The following is a 23,112-nucleotide window of genomic DNA, read 5'->3' on the forward strand; positions in this document are numbered from 1 at the left end:
AACCCCCCCCAGCCGACTTCCGCGCCCCCGGGGGGGGGGGGCGGTCCCCCCGCCCTTCTCCTTTCCCCATTAAAATAACTATCCTCACGCACCCCCCCCCCCCCCCCCCCCCCCCGCTCCCACATGGACTGCGCTAACCGACTGACATTAGCGCTAACCAAGCCGGCACAAGTGTATGGCGATTTGCGTTCACCGCTGTATGGGCCGGCCCACTCGTCACTCATGATAAAAATACGGTTCTCGTAACTGGAGCCGTCGTCATGGACCTCGCCACCCTCACCCTGTTTCTCCCGGCCTGCTTCGCCCTGAACATGGCTCCCGGCCCGAACAATCTACTGTCGGTCAGCAACGCTACCCGTTATGGCTATCGTCGCGCCTGTGTGGCCGGCGTCGGTCGTTTGTTGGCGTTTGCCGGGATGATCGCCCTGGCCGCCGCCGGGTTGTCGGTGGTGCTGCAAACCTCGGAATGGCTGTTTTATGCGATCAAGATCATCGGCGCCGCTTACTTGTTGTACCTGGCTTGGCAATTGTGGCGCGCCAATCCCGAGGCCGAGCAGCTTGTGATCGGCGCGCCAATTGGAATTGTCGCTCTGGTGCGGCAGGAGTTTCTGGTGGCAGCGGGCAATCCCAAGGCTATTTTGCTGTTCACCGCATTCCTGCCGCAATTCGTCGACCCGACTCGACCGATTGCCGCGCAATTCGTCGTGCTCGGCGCGTTGTTCCTGATGCTGGAATGGATCGCCATCAGCGCCTACGCCTACATGGGCCTGCACATGCGCCGCTGGTTCGCCGAACCACGGGGCAAGCGGATTTTCAACCGTTGCTGCGCGGGGTTGTTGTCGGCGGCGGCTTCGGTGTTGTTGATGGCGAAACGGGCCTGAACTTTACCCTTGGGACGGCCCTTTCAGTTCGACCTGATTGCCGTCCGGATCGAAGCAATAGATCGACAGCCCGTGGCCTTCGGCGCCGAAACGCACGGCGGCTTTCTCGGGGGTCAGGCCGAAGGACTGCAAGTGACTGACCAGCGCTTCCTCGTCGAACGGTTCGATGCGCAGGCAGAAGTGATCGACGTTGCGCTGTTCGCGGCCAGGGGCAGCACCGCCCTTGCGGCCGAGTTCGCCCTGGATGTCGACGAGGTCGATCATCGAGGTGCCCGCACGCAAATGCACCAGGCCCAGATCGTCGCGGCGCTTGACCAGTTCGGCGCCGAGTACCTCACCGTAAAAAGTGATACTTCGCTCGAGATTTTCGACGCGCAGGACGATGTGATCGATGTGTTTGATTGTGAACGCTTGCATGGGGTGGATTCCTGTAAATATCGTTTACAGCATTACCGGTGACCCGATGACTGTAGTTCAGGGCCACAAAAATTCACTGTCGATTTTCCGGTGGAGGTGCTGGACGACGCGGCATATGCTCAGCCCATGAACCTACAAAACGCTGTGCTTCCGCCCCACGCCGAGATGGTTCGCGCCATGCTCGAACGCGACACCGCCTACGAGGGGGTGTTCTTTACCGCGGTCAAAACCACTGGCATTTTCTGCCGCCCCGGCTGCACGGCGCGCAAACCAAAGCCGGAAAATGTCGAGTTTTTCGCCCATGCCGATGAGGCGATGTCGGCGGGCTATCGGGCCTGCCTGCGTTGCAAGCCACTGGACGCCGCGGCCATCGCGCCGGACTGGGTGCAGCGGCTGCTAAAATCCGTGGACGCCGACCCCGACCTGCGCTGGACCGACGCCCAATTGCTCGCCGAGGGCATCGAGCCGCTGAAATTGCGCCGCTGGTTCAAGCAGCATTTCGGCATGACTTTTCACGCCTGGCTGCGCAGCCGGCGCCTGGGCATCGCCCTGGGTGGCATCAAACAGGGCGAATCCATCGACAACGCTGCGTTCGACTCCGGCTACGAATCCCTGAGCGGCTTTCGCGATGCGTTTCAAAAGTCGTTCCATATCACGCCCGGCCGCGCCGCCCACAGCGAACCACTGCTGTTCACCCGGCTGACCACACCACTGGGGCCGATGATCGCCATGGCCGAACAGCGTGGGCTGGTGCTGCTGGAATTTCTCGATCGACCGGCACTGACCAAGGAAATCGAAGAATTGCAAAACCGTCATGGCTACGCCGTGGCACCCGGACACAACGGGCATTTGCAGCAAATCGAAGCAGAACTGGCGCAATACTTCGCCGGCAAACGGACCGAATTCAACGTGCCACTGCACCTGCCCGGCAGCGCTTTCGCCCGGCAAGTGTGGGCCGAGCTGATGAGGATTCCGTACGGCCAGACCACTACTTATGGCGCCATCGCCGCGCAACTCGGCAAGCCCGGCGCCAGTCGCGCCGTGGGCCTGGCCAACGGACAAAACCGCTTGGCGATTATCCTGCCCTGTCACCGGGTGATCGGTGCAGACGGCTCGTTGACCGGCTATGGTGGAGGACAACCGCGCAAGGCGTTTCTGCTCAGGCTGGAAAGCGCCGCGGTGCAAATCACCGAACAACTCGCGTTCTGATCACTGCGCCATTTCTTTTCAGAAAGTCATAAGGAAGGACATTCGATGGACACACTCGACAATCAATTCCACCAACTGCACCAGAGCGGCCTGCTGATTCTGACCAACGTCGCCGATGCCACCGGGGCGCGATTGGTGGAACAGCTGGGCAGCAAGGCCGTCGCCACCAGCAGCGCGGCGGTGGCTTGGGTTCACGGTTACCCGGATGGCAATACCTTGCCGCTTGAACGTCTCGTTTCCACCGTTGAATCCATCGCCCGAGTCATCACGGTGCCGTTGACCGTGGACATTGAGGCCGGTTATTCCGATGACCTGGATCGGGTCGCGGAAGTGATCGACGCCGTCATTGCTGCCGGTGCCGTGGGGATCAACATCGAGGACGGTGCTTCGCCGCCCGAGCTGCTGGCCCGCAAGATCGAAATCGCTCGACAGGTCGCCGATCGCCGGGAGGTGAAGCTGTTTATCAACGCTCGCACCGACGTGTATCTCAAGGGCTTGGTGCCGGCCGAAGATCGCGTCGCAGAAACACTCAAGCGGGCCGCGTTGTATCAGGCCGCCGGTGCCGACGGGCTGTTCGCGGCGGGCGTCACGGCGGCGTATGAGATTGAAGCGTTGTGCCGTGGCACGACGCTGCCGGTGAATGTGCTGGGTTTCGCGGGCCTGCCTTCTCCTGAAGAACTGCAAGCCCTCGGCGTGCGCCGTTTGAGCGCCGGCTCGAGCATCGCCGAATTCCTCTACGGCGCCATGGCGTCGGTGGCCAAAAGCTTTCTGGAAACCGGAAAACTCGATAGCAGCGACCTCAAGGCCTTCACTTATGGCCAAGTGAACGCCCTGCTGGCCCCCACCGGCAAAGTTTGACCGCAAGCAATGGAGTGCGGCGCTGCGGGGTGAGGGCTAATCTCCCCCGCAGTCACCCGCGCTTCAGGATGCTCCATGCCCGACACCTATCAACTGGCCAGCGAATTTCTCTCGGCCCTCGACGCCGACTGGCAACGCCACATCAGCGCCATCGGCCCCTGCCTGCATCAGCCCCATGCGGCCCGCGATCCTTACGAGTCGCTGGTACGGGCGATTGCCTATCAGCAACTGCATGCAAAGGCCGGCGATGCGATTGTCGGCCGGCTGCTGGCGTTGTTTCCTTCAATCACCTTTCCCAGACCCGAGCAAATTCTGGCGACAGACTTCGAACAGATGCGCGGTTGCGGGTTTTCCGCCAGCAAGATCGCGACCATTCAGGGCATTGCTCAGGCGGCGCTGGACGGCGTGGTGCCGGATTACGCCACCGCCCTGGCCATGGACGATGAAGCGTTGATCGAGCGCTTGATTACCTTGCGCGGGGTGGGTCGCTGGACGGTGGAAATGCTGCTGATCTACAGCCTGGAGCGGCCGGACATTTTACCGGCCGATGACTTTGGCGTGCGTGAGGGTTATCGGCGGCTCAAGGGGCTGGAAGTACAGCCGACTCGTAAGCAGATGATTGACATCGGGTTGGCCTGGAGCCCATATCGGACAGCGGCGGCGTGGTATTTGTGGCGGGTGCCCGGCCGGTAGACCGCGTTATCGTTCATCGCGAGCCTGCTCGCGATAGCGCCGGCACATCCAGCATAAATTCAAGTCCAGGAACACTGACCGTCTAGGCTGTCTTGAGTCATCCCAACCCCATTGGAGGCCCCATGCAGCTCGAAGGCTCCTGCCATTGCGGCGCGGTGTCGTTCAGCCTGACCAGCGCCCACCCCTACCCTTATCAACGCTGCTATTGCTCAATCTGTCGCAAGACCCAGGGCGGTGGCGGTTATGCGATCAACATCGCTGGCGATGCCGCCAGCCTGAAGGTGCGCGGTCGCAAGCACATCTCGATTTACCATGCGTGGCTCAAGGAAAAAGGTGACAAACGCGCCCACCGCAGCACCGCCGAGCGGCATTTCTGTTCCGTTTGCGGCTCAGGACTATGGCTGTTCAGCCCTGAATGGCCAGAGTTGATTCACCCATTTGCCTCGGCCATCGATACCCCGTTGCCGGTACCACCGGAACACACGCATCTGATGCTCGGCTCCAAAGCACCGTGGGTAGAGGTCGAGGCGCATCCGGGCGACCAGCAGTTCGACGTCTATCCAGAAGAATCCATCGCCCAGTGGCATGAGCGCCTGGGTTTGAGCCGCTAAGCCCGTTCACGACAAAGCCGGATCAAAAGATCGCAGCCTGCGGCAGCTCCTGCGCCGACCGTGTACACCTGTGAATGAGCTGATGCCCCCGCTCCACAGGAGCTGCCGCAGGCTGCGATCTTTTGATCTTCACGCCGCTACCGGCACACCACTGTGAAAGCGAAACTCCACATCCGGCGACTCGATCAGCGCCTGCTCGGCGTCACGAACCTTGTCGATCACCTGGGCAATGTCCTTGGCGTCACCGTACTGATAGGCCAGTTTCAGGTAACCCTGGAAATGCCGCGCCTCGCTTTTCAGCAGACCGAAGTAGAACTTGCCCAGTTCTTCATCCAGATGCGGCACCAACGCCTCGAAACGCTCGCAGCTACGGGCTTCGATGAAGGCGCCGACCACCAGCGTGTCCACCAGCTTCACCGGTTCGTGGCTGCGCACCACTTTGCGCAGCCCCGAGGCGTAACGCCCGGCGGACAGCTGACGCAGCTCGATCTTGCGCTTCTTCATCAGGCGCATGACCTGTTCGTGGTGCACCAGCTCTTCCCGGGCCAGACGCGACATCAGGTTGATCAGATCGACGTGGGAGTGATATTTGGCAATCAGGCTCAACGCCGTGCTGGCCGCCTTGAATTCGCAGTTTTTGTGGTCGATCAGCAGGGTTTCCTGATCGGCCAGCGCGGCCTGGACCCAGCCATCGGGCGTGCGGCAGCCAAGGAATTCGTGAATTTCGGGAAGGATCATGGGGCTCACGGATAAAAGGTACAAAACGAAGGGCGCCGATTATACCGGCCTGCCGACAGACCACCAGACGCCAACCGTTGATATGCATCAAGTCGCCGAATGCCGGCCAGCAACTATAGTTGTCCAACGCAGTGTTTTTTATCTTCATGGAGATCCCGATCATGCAAGCCATTCGCAGCATCCTGGTGGTCATCGAACCCGAACACTCGGAAAGCCTGGCGCTCAAACGGGCCAAATTGATCGCTGGCGTGACCCAGGCCCATCTGCACCTGCTGGTCTGCGATAAAAAGCACGACCACGCTGGCATGCTCGGCGTGCTCAAGGCAGCGCTGTTGGAGGACGGCTATAGCGTCACCACCGAACAGGCTTGGAACGACAGCCTGCACGAAACCATCGTCGATGTGCAGCAAGCCGAAGGCTGCGGGCTGGTGATCAAGCAGCATTTCGCTGACAGCCCGCTGAAAAAAGCCCTGCTGACCCCGGCGGACTGGAAACTGCTGCGCTATTGCCCTACTCCGGTGCTGCTGGTGAAAACCTCGAAACCCTGGACCGGCGGCGTGATTCTGGCGGCCATTGATGTCGGCAACATCGATGGCGAACACCGTACCTTGCACGCTAGCATCATCGATCATGGCTACGACATCGCCAGCCTGGCCAAGGCCCATTTACACGTGATCAGCGCTCACCCATCGCCTATGCTCTCGGCGGCCGACCCGACGTTTCAGCTCAAGGAAACCATCGAAGCCAGTTACCGCGAGCAGTGCAAGGCGTTCCAGGCCGAGTTCGATATTGATGATGACCATCTGCATATCGAGGAAGGCCCGGCGGATGTGTTGATTCCGTACATGGCCCATAAACTGGGGGTATCGGTGACGGTGATCGGCACCGTGGCGCGGACCGGGTTGTCCGGGGCGTTGATTGGGAATACGGCGGAAGTGGTGCTGGATGCGCTGGAAAGCGATGTGCTGGTGCTCAAGCCGGATACGGTCATGGATCATCTGGAGGAGATCGTAACCCAGCATTGAGATTTGTGGCGCCTGGCAGGACGCCATCGCGAGCAGGCTCGCTCCCACATTGGATCTGTGTCGTTCACAAATCCCCTGTGGGAGCGAGCCTGCTCGCGATGCTTTTAGGCGCCGAAGGCGTCTTTGAGGAAACCCGGCGCAATGTAGCGCTGGTAATGCGCTTCCGAGAGCAGGAAAAATTCCCGATCAATGGCATCGCGCAATTCCGGCAGGTTCCAGTCGCGGAACTCCGGCAGCAGCACCATCCCGTAGGCTTCCAGATTGTTGATGACCCGCGCACCCCGGGCGATCAGCTGATAAGCCCAGCAATATTCCGACTGATGCGGCACAAAACGGATCTTGCGCTGCTCCAGCTGCAGACGCAGCAACGCGGGATCGAAAATCTCTACCTTGCTGGCCATCACCTGCGACAACAATTGCTCAAGACGCAGCCATACCGCGCGTTTTTCTTCCTCGTTGTAACCGTTCCAGTGAATCACTTCATGGTGGAAACGCTTGCAGCCACGGCACACCAGATCACCGTAAACAGTGGAGCAGAGGCCGACGCAGGGGGTCTTGATGGTCTGATTGGGCATAGGTAGGCAAAACACGGGAAAGCAGAACAGGTCGGCATGTTAGCCCTTTGTCTAACATTCATCACCCCTCAAAATTTTGGGGCTAACTTACCTTTAATTTTTTTTTGCCGTAGAATCAGCCAGCCTTTTAAGGCGCCAATGTCCGTTAGAAGCTGTTTTCAAAGCGTCACGAGCACAGTCGTTCCTTCAGAGCGGTGTTGGCGAAGGGTTTTTCAGCGGTGAAAAACCTGACGCCAACCCTCATCAGCTCCCCGTTCTGCAGGCGTAAAACTTTGAAAGCAGCTTCTGTAAGGAATTGCCGGTAATTCTGGCTAAGCGGCCCACAACGCCACGCAGCGCATGAGTACGGCAATTTCGGGATGAGCGTCCCGGACACCCATTTGGGACCACTGATGAGGGTAATAACTGTGCTTGAAGCCTACCGCAAACATATCGAAGAGCGTGCAGCACTGGGTATCGTTCCCCAGCCGCTTAACGCCGAACAAACTGCAGGCCTGGTCGAGCTGCTGAAGAATCCCCCGGCTGGCGAAGAAGCCTTCCTCGTTGACCTGATCACCAATCGCGTTCCGCCAGGCGTGGACGAAGCGGCCTATGTAAAGGCCGGTTTCCTCTCTGCCCTCGCCAAAGGCGAAGCCAAATCCCCTCTGATCGACAAGAAACGCGCTGTTGAACTGCTCGGCACCATGCAGGGCGGCTACAACATCGTGACGCTGGTCAATCTGCTGGACGACGCCGAACTGGCGCCAGTGGCTGCCGAAGAACTCAAGCACACCCTGCTGATGTTCGATGCTTTCCACGACGTCGCTGAACGCGCCAAGAACGGCAACGTTCACGCCAAAGGCGTGCTGCAATCCTGGGCCGACGGCGAGTGGTTCAAGAACCGCCCTGTGCTGGCCGACAAGATCAGCCTGCGCGTGTTCAAGGTGACTGGCGAAACCAACACCGACGACCTGTCCCCTGCTCCTGATGCCTGGTCCCGCCCTGACATCCCGCTGCACGCCCTGGCCATGCTGAAAATGGCTCGCGACGGCATCGTGCCGGACGTGCAAGGCTCCATCGGTCCGATGAAGCAGATCGAAGAAATGCGCAACAGCGGCTTCCCGATCGCCTACGTCGGTGACGTGGTCGGTACCGGTTCGTCGCGTAAATCGGCCACCAACTCGGTGCTGTGGTTCTTCGGCGACGACGTTCCTTACGTGCCGAACAAGCGTGCTGGCGGCTTCTGCTTCGGCAGCAAGATCGCTCCGATCTTCTACAACACCATGGAAGATGCCGGCGCACTGCCAATCGAATTTGATGTGACCAACATCAACATGGGCGACGTGATCGACCTGTACCCGCACGCTGGCAAAGTCTGCAAGCACGGTACCGACGAAGTCATCACCACCTTCGAAATGAAGACCCCGGTGCTGTTGGACGAAGTCCGTGCCGGCGGTCGTATTCCGCTGATCATCGGCCGTGGCCTGACCGACAAGGCTCGCGCCGAACTGGGTCTGCCAGCGTTCGACCTGTTCAAGAAACCGGATGCCCCGATCGAAAGCACCAAGGGTTTCACCCTGGCGCAGAAAATGGTCGGCAAGGCGTGCGGCGTAGCCGGTGTGCGTCCAGGCACCTACTGCGAACCGAAGATGACCACCGTGGGTTCCCAGGACACCACCGGTCCAATGACCCGTGACGAACTGAAAGACCTGGCGTGCCTGGGCTTCTCCGCTGATCTGGTGATGCAGTCGTTCTGCCACACCGCGGCTTATCCAAAGCCGATCGACGTGACCACCCACCACACCCTGCCTGACTTCATCATGACCCGCGGCGGTGTTTCCCTGCGTCCGGGCGACGGCATCATCCACAGCTGGCTGAACCGCATGCTGCTGCCGGACACCGTCGGTACCGGTGGTGACTCGCACACCCGTTTCCCGATGGGCATTTCGTTCCCGGCCGGTTCCGGTCTGGTCGCATTCGCCGCTGCCACCGGCGTAATGCCGCTGGACATGCCGGAATCGATCCTGGTGCGCTTCAAAGGCGAAATGCAACCGGGCGTCACCCTGCGTGACCTGGTTCACGCCATTCCTTACTTCGCGATTCAGGCTGGCCTGCTGACCGTCGAGAAGAAAGGCAAGAAGAACGCCTTCTCCGGCCGCATCCTGGAAATCGAAGGCCTGGACAACCTGAGCATCGAACAGGCTTTCGAGCTGTCCGACGCCTCGGCCGAACGTTCGGCTGCCGGTTGCACCATCAAGCTGTCGAAAGAATCGATCACCGAATACCTGCAATCGAACATCACCCTGCTGCGCTGGATGATCGGTGAAGGCTACGGTGATGTGCGTACCCTGGAACGTCGTGCTCAAGCGATGGAAGCCTGGATCGCCAACCCTGAGTTGATGGTTGCCGATGCTGACGCCGAATACGCTGAAGTCATCGAAATCGACCTGGCCGACATCAAAGAGCCTGTGCTCTGCGCGCCAAACGATCCGGACGACGCCCGTCTGCTGTCCAGCGTTGCTGGCGAGAAGATCGACGAAGTGTTCATCGGCTCGTGCATGACCAACATCGGTCACTTCCGCGCTGCCGGTAAACTGCTGGAACAGGTCAAGGGTCAGCTGCCAACCCGTCTGTGGCTGTCGCCGCCGACCAAAATGGACGCTCACCAGCTGACCGAAGAAGGCTACTACGGCATCTACGGCAAGGCCGGTGCACGCATGGAAATGCCAGGCTGCTCGCTGTGCATGGGTAACCAGGCACGTGTAGAGCCGAACTCCACCGTGGTGTCGACGTCGACCCGTAACTTCCCGAACCGTCTGGGTGACGGCGCGAACGTCTACCTGGCTTCGGCCGAGCTGGCGTCCGTTGCGTCCATCCTGGGTCGCCTGCCGACCGTCGAGGAGTACATGGAATACGCTGGCAAGATCGACAGCATGGCGGCCGACGTTTACCGCTACCTGTCCTTCGACCAGATCGCCGAGTTCCGTGAAGCTGCTGCGAACGCCAACATCCCGGTCGTTCAAGCCTAACGTTACAACGCAATAAAAAACGCCGCCCATCGTGAGATGAGCGGCGTTTTTTTATGCCTTCAGGAAGACCGCCTTATCGTTACTGATCGTTCCCACGCTCCGCGTGGGAATGCAGCCCGGGACGCTCCGCGTCCCCTTCGAGAGCTGGAACGCGGAGCGTCCCTTGAGGCATTCCCACGCAGAGCGTGGGAACGATCATCGCGAGCAAGCCCGCTCCCACAGGGTATTCAGCGTGCCCGGAAGATCGGCACTCAGGCGGTCAGGGAGTAGATCAACGCCGAAATCGCCACCAGGCCAACCGCCGTCACGAAGACGTTAGAGGCTTGACCACGGAAGCGCGCCATCGCCGGAACCTTGCGGATTGCGTACATCGGCATCAGGAACAGGATCGCCGCGATGATCGGGCCACCGAGGGTTTCGATCATGCCGAGAATGCTCGGGTTCAGGGTCGCAACGATCCAGCAGACCACCAGCATGAACGCCGCGGTCATGCGGTCCAGCGTCTTCGGTGCAGGGCGTTTGCCGCTCTTGATGATCAGGCCCTTCAAGCCTTCGCTGGCGCCGATGTAGTGGCCCAGGAACGACTTGGAAATGGCCACGAAGGCAATCAACGGCGCCGCGAAGGCGATGGTCGGGTTGCTGAAGTGGTTGGCCAGGTACGACAGGATCGACAGGTTCTGCGCCTTGGCTTGGGCCAGTTGCGCCGGCGACAGGGTCAGCACGCAGCTGAAGACGAAGAACAGCACCATCACCACCATCAAGAGGTGGGCACGGGACAGGATCTGCGAGCTGCGCTCTTCGGCATGCGCGCCGTAGCGACGCTTCTGGTCCACCGCGAACGCCGAGATGATCGGCGAATGGTTGAACGAGAACACCATCACCGGAATCGCCAGCCATAGCGTGTGCAGCAGCGCCGACGACTCAGGCAGCGTGGATGCAGTGCTGAGGATGCCGCCATTCCAGTGCGGAACCAGGAACACCGCCAAAAACAGCAGCGCGACGATGAACGGATACACCATCAGGCTCATGGCCTTGACGATCACCTGTTCGCCGCAACGCACCACCGCCAACAGGCCGAGAATCAATACGAACGACAGCACGGCGCGCGGTGGCGGCATGATGTGCAGTTGATGTTCGAGGAAACTGCCCACGGTGTTGGTCAGGGCTACGCTGTAAATCAGCAGGATCGGGAAGATCGCGAAGAAATACAGCAACGTGATCAACGCGCCGGCCTTGATGCCGAAGTGCTCTTCCACCACTTCGGTGATGTCGGCGCCTTCGCGGCCGGACAATACAAAGCGGGTCAGGCCACGGTGGGCGTAAAACGTCATAGGGAATGCCAGCACCGCCAGGATCAGCAGCGGCCAGAAGCCGCCCAGCCCCGCGTTGATCGGCAAAAACAGGGTACCGGCCCCGATTGCCGTGCCAAACAGGCCCAGCATCCAGGTGGTGTCATGGCGATTCCAGCTTTCGAGAGTCGCTGGTGTCGCCGCTACATAGCGTTCGTCGACGCTATTGGCCTGATCATTCATCCGCTCGGATCTCCGCTTTCCGGTCACTTGCCACCCGGTCAGGACGAGTCGGAAAAAACCGACAGGCAGCGCCCTGGCCGAAACAGGGGCGCGATTGTCCGGGATTAATCAACAGAAGCAAAGACTTAGCTGAGGAATGGTTATGCGGATCAGATGCAGCTGGCGCTATGGCAACAAATCCTCTCCATCTGCCCCGCTCTGATCTAGTGTTGTCATTAGAAGGATCGCAGGCTTCGTCAGCTCCGACACCGGGAGCCAAAGCCCCTGACCATTGCCAAACCGCTCTGGAGTCAGCAACCTGAAGCGACGCTCAACCCCCGACATTCCGCTGCCCACAGGAGCCCAGCATGACCGCAACTGTTCTGGTACTGGTTGAAACCATCAATGAATACCTGCCGATTCTCGAACATCAGGGGTTTCATTTGATCCTGGCCCCGACCCCGGCCGAGCGCGCCACCGCCATTGCCCGACAGGGCAGCCAAATCGATGCGGTGCTGACGCGCGGTCCATTGGGCCTGCGTGCCGACGAAATTGCCGCCCTGCCCAACCTCAAGATCATCTGCGTGATCGGGGCCGGTTACGAACACGTCGACCTGCAAGCCGCCGCCGACCGTGGTATCACCGTCACCAATGGGGCCGGCGTCAATGCCTCTTCCGTCGCCGACCACGCCATGGCGTTGCTGCTGGCACTGGTGCGCGATATTCCTCGGGCCGATGCTGCCGTGCGTCGGGGCGAGTGGCCGAAAATCATGCGCCCTTCCCTGGCCGGCAAACGCCTGGGCATCCTCGGCCTCGGTGCCGTCGGCATCGCTATCGCCAAACGTGCCGCCAACGGCTTCGACATGAGCGTGAGTTACCACAACCGCCAGCATCGCAGCGACGTGCCCTACAGCTTTTGCTCGACGCCGACCGAACTGGCACGCCATTCGGATTTTCTGATCGTTGCCGCACCCGGCGGGCTCGGTACTCAGCACTTGATCAACAGGCAGGTACTCGACGCTTTAGGGCCTAACGGATTTATCGTCAACATCGCGCGGGCCAGCGTGATCGTCACGGCGGACCTGATCAGCGCGCTGGAACAACGACGGATCGCTGGCGCCGCGCTGGATGTCTTCGATAACGAACCCCAGGTGCCGGACGCCCTCAAGGGACTGGCCAACGTGATTTTGACCCCGCATGTCGCCGGGTTGTCCCCGGAGGCCACCCAAGGCACCGTGGAACTGGTCGGCAAAAACCTGACGGCGTTTTTTTCCGGTCAACCGGCACTCACCCCCATCGCTTTACCGCCGCCGTCGGCAGCCGCCCGCAACACTCATTAAAGGGCGCACTAAAGGACGCCCAACAGCGTCCAGAGTCGACGGGATTCGGCATCGGCGCTGATCAGTTCTCCAAGCAGCTCACTCAGGGGCTTGTTGCCCCATTCCACACCTCGTTTGATCAAATAGGGAACCGGGCTGTGGGGTTCGGTGCGCGCCAGGTACTCGGCGATCAACAGCAATTGCCGGTACGCCTCTTCACGACTCGCCGGCTCGCTGAACACCTGAGGCGCCGCAATGACGAGCGGCACGTCGGCCAGGCTCGATGCCACCACCGCTGGAATTTCGACAGGCGCCGGGGTCGGTTTTCGTGGGTGCATGGCGATGAACTCCTGAACCAGCGTCAACAACGCTTCAATCACGTCCTGCAACGCTTTGAAGCCTGGGGCCTGATTGCCGAGATAAGCGTCGCTCCACACCTCCAGGCGTTGCAGGTGCTGCTGGCTGAGCAGCAGCGTGCCCTGGCTGCGCAACCAGAATGACAACGGGGTGGCGCGAATCTGTTCGGTGAGTTTTTTCTGTTCGTTACGCGCGTTCTCCGCCGAGGTCTTGGCCGTTTTACTGTCGCTGGCCTGTACCTGTTGCAGCTGCAACCGACGCCAGGCATCCAGACAGAAGCCATCGAACTCGTTGTTGCACGGCTCGAACACCGGCACTCGGGTCAGCAACACTTCAGCGTAGCGTCGAGCCAGCCATTCGAGCGGAATCACCCGCCATGACTGATCGCCGTCCTCCGCCTGGGGGTGCAGGTGCTCGGGATAGCGTTCGCATAACCCGGCCACCAGCGCCAGGCTGCCCGGCAAACCTTCGAGCCCGTCCTGATGCAGCCAGGCCTCACCCAACCAGGCACTGAGCATCAAATCCTTGCTGCGTTCAAGCAGCAGGCTGGTGGTCAGTTTTTCCAGTTCCGGCCATTGGGCGCGTTTGATCGACGACTGCCACACCCCCGTAGGCAAACTGGTGTCGTCCTCACGGCGAAGTTCGCGCAACCGGTCGAACTCGGGTTCATAACGCAGATCCTGACCACAGGGCGCCTGCTCGCTAATCGGTTCGAGCAGTTGGCTGATCAGTTCCGGCAACGGCGTTGAAGGTTGATTCACAGGCCCTCCTTATCGGATTCGATGTCATGGGCCTCAATGCCCGCGGTCGATCTCGTCACCATGAACGGTGAGCGTGGGGCCCGGGTTGGCAAGGGCTGAATGGACAGCGGCAATTTCGAGCCCTGGGTCATCAACGACAGGCGCACAAACATCAGGGTTTGCTCGGCGGTGGTGGTGCTGGCCTGCGTCGTCACGGGCAGGCGCAAGGTCAACGGAAAGTCCGTGTAGTCCATGTTCGGCTGGCGTTGCACCGACACGTGCGAACGCATCAAGCGCAATAACGACCACGGCCCGCTGTACTCCCAGCCCGCTTCCAAATCCCGCACCACCAGGCTCGGCTGCAACGGATCGTTGGCCGGGCGCTGGTAGCCATTTCGGGCCCAACGCAAGGTCAGCCGGATCGGTTGGCCAACCATCCAGCGCAGGTTCTGCTGAGCCTCACCGGGGTAGCTGAGCTGTTGATTGCCGGTATTCAAGCCCCAGGCAATCACCTGATCGGCACCGCGCTCTTCCTCTCGATCGGTGCGCCAGCGCACGTCCATCTCCAGCCCCAACACACCGCTTTTGTCGCGTACAAACATCGGGCCCAGCCACGTGCTGGCTTGCTTCAGACGATTGAGAAAGTCCTCGGCGGCCAGGCGCTCCGGGGTCTGGCTCAGCAACAATCCGGCCTGCGCCACCGGCAAACGCTTGTCGATCAGCTCCAGCAAATGCTGAACCCTGGCCGGATCGGCGTCGGCGGCCTGAAGGCCATTGGCAAACGGAAAGCGCTCCGCCAGGTACTGATTGAAATAGTTGGCCAGGTCGTTCCACGCCGCCGCAGCCTGTTGCTGTTGCAGGAACTGGCAGCGTTGCATGGCGGTTTGTTGCAGATCCACCGCCCGCAACGCCAGGGTTCCGCGCCCGCCAGACAGGTTGGCGGTTTGCAGGATCTGGCCGCAGGACGTGGCGTCCATTTCGATGAAGTCGCGACTGACCAATTGTTCGATCTGCGCCGGCGAACTGGCGGGGTTCTGCTCCTTGTACTTGAGCAGTTCGTCGTTGAGCGCACTGAACTGCGTCACGCGTTCATAATCCAGCGCCGAGAGGTTCTGTTGCTGGACTTTGAGCCATTCCAGCGCCGAGGTGCGTCGCTCGGTAATCCCGAGCATGGTGTTGAATTGCTGCTTGAGGCTCAGTTTCAAATCCTGCACGTCGTTGGCGCCATACAGTTGCAGGCCGAGGTTTTTCGAGCCGTCCCACTGGCTGATTTCGGTGCGCCCGCTGAACAGCGGCTGGGCGACGATTTCGTCGAGGCCGCTGACGATTTCGGCCAGGGCGCGGCGGTTCAAGGCAGTTTGCAAACGTGTGGCCAGATCGCTGCGACGCACCTCGACAAAGGCTTTCTGCAAGGCAATCGCCTGGGAGGCCTGCACATTGAAGACGCCCCTGTTGGCCTGCGCATTGTGCTCGCGCAGGCTCGACAACATGGCCTTGACCACTGCGCCTTCGGCCGCTTGCAACAAGGCGCCGCGATACGCCGGGGGAATGCGTGGCAACTCTTCGGCGGCGTAACTCTTGTAGCTGGCGAAATAGTTCAGCGCACTGTCGAGGTCGTCGCCATCAACGCCCTGCCCTTGCCCATCCGGGGCTTCAGAGCGATCCGCCTGTAAGGCGATGGCCACAAAGTCACGCTTGAACAGCGCCTGCACCGCGTTGTTGAGCTGCACCACATGTTCCTGCAAGACCAGTTGCCCGCTGCCTTGCTGGATCAATAAATTGTCCCGGGAGCCGGCCTGGACGATCCATTGATCGCGAAAACTCTGTTGCAGCTTGGCCGCCTGCATTTCCAACTGTTGTTCCAGTTGCGGTCCGAGCAAGGCGCTTTTGCGCACGTTGTCCAGCAACTCGCGATAGCCAGGCACCAGGTCCTGCCCCTTGCCGCGCCCCCACGCCGAATTGGTCAAGCCGATCACCGTTTGCAGGTCATCGACCAGTGCGCGCAAATCTTCGAGCTCGGTGAGGGAGTTGCCACTGCCGGCTTCCAGCCGTTCCAGATGCAGCTTGAGATAACCGGCCTGGCGCACGAAATTGTCGGCCAGGAAATACTGGTCCAGCCAGCGCTCCATCAGCCCGAGGAAATTTTCCTCGATCACCGGGCGCTCGACGGTCAGGTCCAGCGGTCGCAAATCGCTGCCATCGGCATCGAACAACGCACGGTTGTAAAAACCGGCGCGGTGCAACGTGCCGACGTTGAGGTTCAGCGACAACGCGTTGTTGCTCAACAACACCAGGTCTTCGAGGGGCGCCTTGGGGTTGTTCAGCGCCTGACTGAACCACTGGTTCTGCTGCTCCAGATTCACCGCACGCTCCACCAGATCCTTGGCCTTGACGTAGTTTTGCCATTGGGCCGGATCTTCGCTTTCGACGTTGCCCCGTCGTTCGGTGTTGCGGATGGTCTTGAGTTGCGCCAGCTCCGCGCTCAACAGGTCGCGCAACGGCAGCATCAAATGGCTCTGGGCGGTCAGGCGCAACTCGCTCGCCAACTGCGCATCCAGCGAAGAGAACCAGGAGGTCGGAAATACCACTGAGGTGAAGCTCCAGCCCGGCGCCTTTTCCAGCACCCGCCAGAAACCCTGGACGTTGCGCCGGGTCGACTCCAGCCGATGAGATTCATCCGTGACCGCCGCGTAGTTTTTCTGCGCCCCTTGCAGCAGGCGCGACAGTTCATGGGCCTCCTTGACCGAATCCTGCCAGACCCACAGCATGCCCGCGCCCCAGACCAACGCAACCACCAGCGCCACCCCACCGATCACGCGCTGCCAGCGCTGACGCAGGCGTAACAGACGCGGCACCACCTGGGCCAGACCACGTTCGGCGACCACCCGCCGCTGCCACAATTGCCTGGCAAAGGCGCTCTGCTGCAACCCGGTGTCGTAGGCCGAAAACCCGTCGGCGCTGTCTTCCGAGGGCTGATTGGCAGTGAAATAGATACCGCGAAAGCGCGGTGCCTCACCTTGAGCATTGCCCTGGAAAACCGGCTCCAACAAGGATTGCAGATGGCGTCGCAAGGCTTCGAAACGTTCCGGCAAACCATACAGCTCAGTGCTCAGTTGCCCGGACAAGGCGCCGATTTCGATGATCGATTCCGCCAGGGCCCGAGTCACCTGATCCAGTGCCTGATCGCTCCATTGCGCTTGCCAGACCGCATCGGTCCCATGGGGCGACGACCAGCCCAGCGTGCGTTCGCGGGCCTCGACCGGCAGCGCGGTGATCAACTCCTGAAAGCCCGGCAACTCCTCCATGCCGGTAATCACCACGTACACCGGCAGGCTCAGCCCGAACCGTTGCAACAAATCGATGAAGCGTCGACGCGCCGCTAACCCGAGGGTCGCGGCTTGCTCGACGTTGCCCAATCGACTGACCGGCACCGTCCAGATCACTCCGTCCAGCGGACGTTGACTGCGCAAGCGCAGGATCAATCCCAGCAAGCGCCACCAGCCGCCGCGTTGCAGGTGCATGCCTTCATCTGGCAAAAACAGCGCCTGTGGCACCACCAACACTGCACCTTCAGGGTCCGACCACCAGCGACCGAACCAGGCCGGTTTGTCGGTGGGCTGCAAGCGCCACTGAGTACACAATTGCGTGCCCTGGGTTTCGTTACCGAGCATCAGCAGCCATGGGATCTGATAACGGTCCTGGGCGCCCTGCTCTTGCTCCATGTGCCGCACCGCCAGGTAAAAACTGCGAATCGCCGCACCGCTTTGCGTGCGCAACCACCAGACCGCCACCCCGACAATCGCCAGCAGCAACAGCACGGCGATGATGAGGCCGATAATCCCCAGCGTGCTCATGAGTCTTGCTCCGAGACGGACACGGAATCGGTCATCTGCAACACCGGTTCGAGCTCCAGACGAATGTCACGCCAAAACAGCTGCCCCAACCCGGTCAGCAGCAGGACCATGGCGAGAATCCCCACGCCCAGGCGAAAACCGTCGGGCAACGAAAGGCGCACCGGCAATTGCAGCGGCGGCACGGCCGAAGGTTGTTCGAGCCGGGCACTGACGTCGGCATAATCCGCCTCGTGCTGCCAGGCAAAGGTGAACAGCGCCAGGCGCCATTTTTCATGCTGGGCCTGATTCTGTTCGCCGCGCAGACGGCCCTGAAACCCCAGCACCAGACACTGCAAATAAACATTGGCCAGATCGCGAGTGATGGGGAGCTGCTCGTCTAGCAGTTCCTTGATCGCCAGCGGTATTCGCTCACCGGCCTGACGGCTGGCGTACAAGCGCGATTCCAGCGGTTTTTCCTGCCAGGCCGACTGGCCCGGCCACGGCGTGAACAGCAAGGTTTCATCGACCAGCGCGACGAAGGCATAGACCAGCGCCTTGACTTGCTCGGTGGCGGCGTCGCCGACTTTGGCGAATGCCGTTCGCCACAGTCGTTGGGAGATTTGCGTGGACAGTTCGACCACCGCCTCCACCAGCGCTTCGTCTTCGCTGTCCTTGGGCAACTGGTTCCAGTCCTGGGACCATTGCTGCCAGGCCTGGCGAAAAGCACTGCTCAGAGGTGCTTCGTGGAGGCCTCGTGTACCCGACCCGACATTGCCCTCAGACATAGGACGTTCCTTCCTTGATCAAGCACTCTCACTCGCCTGGGCGACAAGCAACACCACTTGCCATGGACTGCTGGCCAGCCTGGAAGCCGGTGCGGCAATCAGCAACGGCAACTGCCCGTCGAACCATTGGCCTTCGGCCGTCACCACAAACAACCGCGTATCGTCGCCGACGCTGTAGGCCACTTGTTCATTGCGACTCATGGCCTGATGGGACAAACCGCTCATGCGCTGGCGACTGAGCAGCGCGATGTGCGGCTGCGACGCAATGATCGCCCCGCGCAACCATTCGCTCGCGGCCTGCTCGCTGGCACCGTTGGGCATGCGCAAACCGATGACCAGCCGTTGGCTCGGCTGATCGTCGGGCAATTGAATCGAGAAGGTCTGTTCACTGCGTTCGAACGCCAGGCTGCGATAACCGGCGCGGATCAGTTCGAGGGTCTTTTCAAGCCAGTCGAGCACCGCTTCATAGCCGCGCTGCAGTTCAAGAAAGTCCAGCGGCGCGAACGCCGGAACGCCGGCCAATGGATCAAGCGCCGACCAGGCGCCGGCCAGCCCGAGCAGCAAGCCATACAGCGCCTGAGGCGTCGCCACTCGACTGTTCAGCAGGCCTTCGACCTCCGGCAGCCGCGCCCAGAGCGCCGTCAACTGGCGGCGAATTTCCAGCGCGTCGTCCTGATTGCCGGCCTGCTGCGCCTGGCGCAAACGACCGGCGAGGAACATGCATTTCTCCCGCGCCCTGGCGCACAGCCCCACCACTCGACGACCCAGCACCGAGTCGGGCAACAGGCATGGCGTTGGCGGTGTGTAGGGCAACGGAAGAAAACCGCCGCCCTCCTTGCGAATTCTCAGCAGTGGCAGGCAGACGGAATCCGCCTTGTTCAGTTGCGTGCACAAGCGCGGGTTCGGACGCCAGACCGTGATCGACTCGGGGTACTCGCCGCTCGTGAGGTCCGGCAACGCATCGCCGACCACCGATTGCAGTCGCCCCTTGAGCGGTAGCAACTGCCCGGCGCGCCACAGCGGACTGATTGCCAGGTACACGGTGACGGTGGCGTTGTCGGTGGCGTCGATCGCTTCACTGACGTCGAGCTCCAGCATCGGCCCGACACCGGCCTGCAGATTGACCGGCAAACCGTCCGGCAAGGTCGCCTGCAAACTGATCAGTCGTACCAGCCCGGCGCTCAATGCAGAGGGATCGAATTCGACGCGGGTCACACCCCAGAACCACGGATTACAGGCCTGGGCGAAATGCGCCACCAGCGCTTCGGCCCGCAGCCCTTGCAACTGAAAATGCTGGGGCAACAACTGCATGCCCTCATGCCAGCAAACCGCGTCAGGTAGCAGACTCATACGATTCCCTTCGACCTCTCGTGGCGCCGCGCAAAAATGGGCGGCCTGGCCCAATGTCTGTCAGTTAAGACGCGGAACCTGTGGGAGCGGGCTTGCTCGCGAAAGCGGTGTGTCAGGCGACTTCAATGTTGACTGTGCCGCCGTCTTCGCGAGCAAGCCCGCTCCCACATGGATCGCGTTTAACTGACCGGTATTACGGCCGGGCTCCTACATGTCTGTTCGCGCATCCTAATCTCTGTGTTCAGTTCGGGTGATCGCTGACCAGCGTCATCTCGCGACTGTCGAACTTGAGCCAGGCGCTGTTCTGATCGTCCAGCCGTAACCGGTGTGCTCCGGGAGTGTTATAGCTGGCGAAGACTAAAAGTCCAGCCGCCCGCTTGCCCCCCAGCGGGAAGGGTTGTTTGTCGATGAATTGACCGGGCACCAGCTCCAGTCCCCAGACCGTCATCAGCTGTCGGTAGTCACGCTGGAACTGCTCGCGTTCGGCGAACCACTGCCGGGCGGTGATACCCGACAACTGCTTGAGCAGATCCGCGTCGTTCACCGCAATGAAGTCCACCGCGATCGGCGTGTCATCGTTGGCGCGGGGCGCGACGTCCAGCGTCAGGTTATCGAGGTCGACACGAGGTCCGAACAACGAACACCCGGCGAGTGACAGGAGCAGAACCAAAGAAAAAAAACGTGCGTACAAAATGAATTTTCCTTTTCTCGATACAGTCCAAAAATGCTTTTTGTTTGCTTTTTTATAGACCTGTTCTAGCGTCTTGGGTAGTTCGGTCGGCACGACGAATGTGGAAGGTTCGTCAAAGGAATGACAGGTCCTCTGCCCTCCCTTTCTAACCTACGGTCCAGTAAGGGAATGCGATGAAACGGGCCTCCCGATGCATTGCGCCCGCCTCATGCATCGGAGTCAGCCACCATGGCAGAAAGTACTCAGCACAAGCTCGACAGGGTTCGCCCGCCCCGGGTGCAAATCACCTACGACGTCGAAATCGGCAACGCCATCGAGAAGAAAGAATTGCCGTTGGTTGTCGGCATCCTGGCCGATCTCTCCGGCAAGCCTCTGGAGCCACTCCCGAAATTGAATGAACGGCGCTTCACCGAAATCGATCGCGACAACTTCAACGAAGTGCTCGCCTCGATCGGCCCGCGCGCCACCTTGCAGGTCACCAACACCCTCAGCGGCGACGACAGCAAACTCAACATCGAGCTCAACTTCAAACACATCGACGACTTCGATCCGGTCAAGGTGGTTGAGCAAGTCACTCCGCTGCGGCGTCTGTTCGAAGCCCGTCAGCGTCTGCGCGATCTGCTGACCAAGCTCGATGGCAACGATGATCTGGACAAGCTGTTGCGTGACGTCATCGCCAACACCGAGGGACTGCAAGAGATCAAGTCTGCCCGCCCGGAAACCGCCGCCCCCGCCCCCGCAGGCGATGCAGAAGTACCGGCCGAACCGCAAGCCTGATCGTTCATCCACTTAGGGAGAATTTGCCATGCCCGCCTCATCCGCCGCCCAGAGCCAAGCCAGCGACAGTACCGCCCAGACCTTGTCTCTGCTCGATGAAATAATCGCCAAAGGCCGCATGGCCCATGACGACAGCCAGCAGGATTACGCCCGCGACATGCTCGCGGAATTCGCCACCCAGGTACTCGACGAAGGCATGGCCATCGACAAGGACACCGTGGCGATGATCAACGACCGCATCAGCCAGATCGACGAGCTGATCAGCGCTCAACTCAACGAAGTGTTGCACCACCCGGACCTGCAAAAACTCGAAGCCTCCTGGCGCGGCCTGCACCTGCTGGTGAAAAACACCGAGACCAGTTCCCGGCTGAAACTGCGTCTGCTAAATGTGACCCAGAAAGAGCTGCAGAACGACCTGGAAAAAGCCGTCGAGTTCGACCAGAGTGCGCTGTTCAAGAAGATCTACGAAGAAGAATACGGCACCTTCGGCGGCCACCCGTTCAGCCTGCTGGTGGGTGACTACACCTTCGGCCGGCACCCGCAGGACATCGGCCTGCTGGAGAAACTCTCGAACGTCGCCGCGGCCGCTCACGCGCCGTTCATTGCTGCCGCCAGCCCCCGGTTGTTCGACATGAACAGCTTCACCGAACTGGCCGTGCCGCGTGACCTGTCGAAAGTCTTCGAAAGCCAGGAGCTGATCAAGTGGCGCTCGTTCCGCGAAAGCGAAGACTCGCGTTATGTGTCGCTGGTGCTGCCGCACTTCTTGCTGCGTCTGCCCTACGGCCCTGACACGTCGCCGGTGGAAGGCATCAACTACGTCGAAGACGTCAACGGCAGCGACCACGGCAAATACCTGTGGGGCAATGCTGCGTGGGCCTTGTCGCAACGAATCACCGAAGCCTTCGCCAAGTACGGCTGGTGCGCGGCGATACGCGGTGCCGAAGGCGGTGGTGCGGTGGAAGGCCTCCCGGCCCATACCTTCCGCACAACCTCTGGCGACCTGTCGCTCAAATGCCCGACCGAAGTGGCGATCACCGACCGACGCGAGAAAGAGCTCAACGACCTCGGCTTCATCGCCCTGTGCCACAAAAAAAACAGCGACGTGGCAGTGTTCTTCGGCGGCCAGACCACCAACAAATCCAAGCTCTACAACACCAACGAGGCGAACGCCAACGCGCGGATTTCGGCGATGTTGCCGTACGTGCTCGCGGCCTCGCGTTTCGCGCATTACCTGAAGGTGATCATGCGCGACAAGGTCGGTAGTTTCATGACCCGCGACAACGTGCAGACCTATCTCAACAACTGGATCGCCGACTACGTGCTGATCAACGACAACGCGCCGCAAGAGATCAAGGCGCAGTACCCGTTGCGTGAAGCTCGAGTGGATGTGACCGAGGTGGCCGGCAAACCGGGTGCCTACAAGGCCACGGTGTTCCTGCGGCCGCACTTCCAGCTCGAAGAGCTGACCGCATCGATCCGCCTGGTCGCGACCCTGCCGCCACCGGTAGCTGCCTGACCACTGAAACCTGTGGCACCACTGGAGTCTGTGGCACCACTGATACCTGTGGCGAGGGAGCTTGCTCCCGCTGGGGCGAGAAGCGGCCCCAAAAAATGGGACTGCTACGCAGTCCAGCGGGAGCAAGCTCCCTCGCCACAGGTTCGGTGTTTGGCTTAACAGATTCAGTGTTTGGCTTAACAGGTTCAGTGTTCGCTTTTAACTGATTGGCATTGGGT

19 protein-coding genes are annotated in these 23,112 nt (G+C 60.7%); 10 read left to right on the forward strand and 9 right to left on the reverse strand.

Annotated features, from left to right (window positions below):
- Window positions 1–260 precede the first annotated feature (260 nt).
- Entirely contained in the window at window positions 261–881 is a 621-nt protein-coding gene (locus ACZ9IM_RS19290; protein ID WP_476224715.1) for a LysE family translocator, read from the forward strand.
- Between the two features lie 3 nt (window positions 882–884).
- On the opposite strand, the gene ACZ9IM_RS19295 is transcribed toward ACZ9IM_RS19290, so the two are convergent.
- A complete protein-coding gene (locus tag ACZ9IM_RS19295) occupies window positions 885–1,298 on the reverse strand; it encodes a VOC family protein (protein WP_476224716.1) in 414 nt (137 codons plus the stop codon).
- A gap of 126 nt (window positions 1,299–1,424) precedes the next feature.
- Here ACZ9IM_RS19295 and ACZ9IM_RS19300 point away from each other — a divergent pair, with 126 nt between their 5' ends.
- From ACZ9IM_RS19300 to ACZ9IM_RS19315, 4 genes are all read left to right on the forward strand, one after another.
- Window positions 1,425–2,507: a bifunctional transcriptional activator/DNA repair enzyme AdaA gene (locus ACZ9IM_RS19300; protein ID WP_476224717.1), complete on the forward strand. Its 1,083-nt coding sequence runs from the start codon at window positions 1,425–1,427 to the stop codon at window positions 2,505–2,507.
- A gap of 45 nt (window positions 2,508–2,552) precedes the next feature.
- Complete coding sequence (locus tag ACZ9IM_RS19305) at window positions 2,553–3,365, forward strand: isocitrate lyase/PEP mutase family protein (protein WP_476224718.1); 813 nt, start codon at window positions 2,553–2,555, stop codon at window positions 3,363–3,365.
- A 75-nt stretch (window positions 3,366–3,440) separates the two neighbouring features.
- Window positions 3,441–4,058, forward strand: coding sequence for a DNA-3-methyladenine glycosylase family protein (locus ACZ9IM_RS19310; protein ID WP_427626231.1), 618 nt, complete (start codon window positions 3,441–3,443; stop codon window positions 4,056–4,058).
- 122 nt (window positions 4,059–4,180) lie between these two features.
- Window positions 4,181–4,669, forward strand: coding sequence for a GFA family protein (locus tag ACZ9IM_RS19315; RefSeq protein WP_476224719.1), 489 nt, complete (start codon window positions 4,181–4,183; stop codon window positions 4,667–4,669).
- 129 nt (window positions 4,670–4,798) lie between these two features.
- On the opposite strand, the gene ACZ9IM_RS19320 is transcribed toward ACZ9IM_RS19315, so the two are convergent.
- Complete coding sequence (locus ACZ9IM_RS19320; RefSeq protein WP_008010271.1) at window positions 4,799–5,407, reverse strand: MiaE family protein; 609 nt, start codon at window positions 5,405–5,407, stop codon at window positions 4,799–4,801.
- Between the two features lie 161 nt (window positions 5,408–5,568).
- Between ACZ9IM_RS19320 and ACZ9IM_RS19325 the strand changes: the two genes are divergently transcribed.
- Window positions 5,569–6,432 carry a universal stress protein gene (locus ACZ9IM_RS19325; RefSeq protein ID WP_427626232.1) on the forward strand — a complete coding sequence of 288 codons (864 nt, stop codon included), beginning with the start codon at window positions 5,569–5,571 and terminating at the stop codon, window positions 6,430–6,432.
- Between the two features lie 104 nt (window positions 6,433–6,536).
- Here ACZ9IM_RS19325 and ACZ9IM_RS19330 read toward each other — a convergent pair whose 3' ends face one another.
- The gene (locus ACZ9IM_RS19330) at window positions 6,537–7,007 is read right to left on the reverse strand and encodes a DUF1289 domain-containing protein (protein WP_007906319.1); all 471 of its coding nucleotides are present in this window, start codon (window positions 7,005–7,007) and stop codon (window positions 6,537–6,539) included.
- Between the two features lie 407 nt (window positions 7,008–7,414).
- Here ACZ9IM_RS19330 and acnB point away from each other — a divergent pair, with 407 nt between their 5' ends.
- Entirely contained in the window at window positions 7,415–10,015 is a 2,601-nt protein-coding gene (acnB, locus tag ACZ9IM_RS19335; RefSeq protein ID WP_427626269.1) for a bifunctional aconitate hydratase 2/2-methylisocitrate dehydratase, read from the forward strand.
- 251 nt (window positions 10,016–10,266) lie between these two features.
- Here the strand turns inward: acnB and ACZ9IM_RS19340 are convergent, their stop codons facing one another.
- A complete protein-coding gene (locus ACZ9IM_RS19340) occupies window positions 10,267–11,547 on the reverse strand; it encodes a serine/threonine transporter (protein ID WP_476224720.1) in 1,281 nt (426 codons plus the stop codon).
- A gap of 347 nt (window positions 11,548–11,894) precedes the next feature.
- Here ACZ9IM_RS19340 and ACZ9IM_RS19345 point away from each other — a divergent pair, with 347 nt between their 5' ends.
- Window positions 11,895–12,866, forward strand: coding sequence for a 2-hydroxyacid dehydrogenase (locus tag ACZ9IM_RS19345; protein WP_476224721.1), 972 nt, complete (start codon window positions 11,895–11,897; stop codon window positions 12,864–12,866).
- A gap of 8 nt (window positions 12,867–12,874) precedes the next feature.
- Here ACZ9IM_RS19345 and tssA read toward each other — a convergent pair whose 3' ends face one another.
- From tssA to ACZ9IM_RS19370, 5 genes are all read right to left on the reverse strand, one after another.
- Entirely contained in the window at window positions 12,875–13,963 is a 1,089-nt protein-coding gene (gene tssA / locus ACZ9IM_RS19350; protein WP_476224722.1) for a type VI secretion system protein TssA, read from the reverse strand.
- Window positions 13,960–17,796 carry a type VI secretion system protein gene (locus ACZ9IM_RS19355; RefSeq protein ID WP_476224723.1) on the reverse strand — a complete coding sequence of 1,279 codons (3,837 nt, stop codon included), beginning with the start codon at window positions 17,794–17,796 and terminating at the stop codon, window positions 13,960–13,962. The genes tssA and ACZ9IM_RS19355 overlap by 4 nt, the downstream gene beginning before the upstream one ends.
- Entirely contained in the window at window positions 17,793–18,560 is a 768-nt protein-coding gene (locus ACZ9IM_RS19360) for a DotU/TssL family secretion system protein (RefSeq protein ID WP_427626237.1), read from the reverse strand. Before ACZ9IM_RS19360 ends, ACZ9IM_RS19355 begins: the two co-directional genes overlap by 4 nt.
- An 18-nt stretch (window positions 18,561–18,578) precedes the next feature.
- Window positions 18,579–19,910: a type VI secretion system baseplate subunit TssK gene (gene tssK, locus ACZ9IM_RS19365; RefSeq protein WP_476224724.1), complete on the reverse strand. Its 1,332-nt coding sequence runs from the start codon at window positions 19,908–19,910 to the stop codon at window positions 18,579–18,581.
- A gap of 241 nt (window positions 19,911–20,151) precedes the next feature.
- Window positions 20,152–20,601, reverse strand: a complete 450-nt coding sequence (locus ACZ9IM_RS19370) for a type VI secretion protein (RefSeq protein ID WP_427626239.1) — start codon at window positions 20,599–20,601, stop codon at window positions 20,152–20,154.
- 228 nt (window positions 20,602–20,829) lie between these two features.
- On the opposite strand from ACZ9IM_RS19370, the gene tssB reads away from it, so the two are divergent.
- Together tssB and tssC are read left to right on the forward strand one after the other, a co-directional pair.
- On the forward strand, window positions 20,830–21,378 hold the full coding sequence (tssB, locus tag ACZ9IM_RS19375; protein ID WP_007906307.1) for a type VI secretion system contractile sheath small subunit: 549 nt from the start codon (window positions 20,830–20,832) through the stop codon (window positions 21,376–21,378).
- A gap of 28 nt (window positions 21,379–21,406) precedes the next feature.
- On the forward strand, window positions 21,407–22,894 hold the full coding sequence (gene tssC, locus ACZ9IM_RS19380) for a type VI secretion system contractile sheath large subunit (RefSeq protein ID WP_008067879.1): 1,488 nt from the start codon (window positions 21,407–21,409) through the stop codon (window positions 22,892–22,894).
- The last annotated feature ends 218 nt before the right edge of the window (window positions 22,895–23,112 follow it).

The organism is Pseudomonas sp. TE12508, from assembly GCF_056279485.1.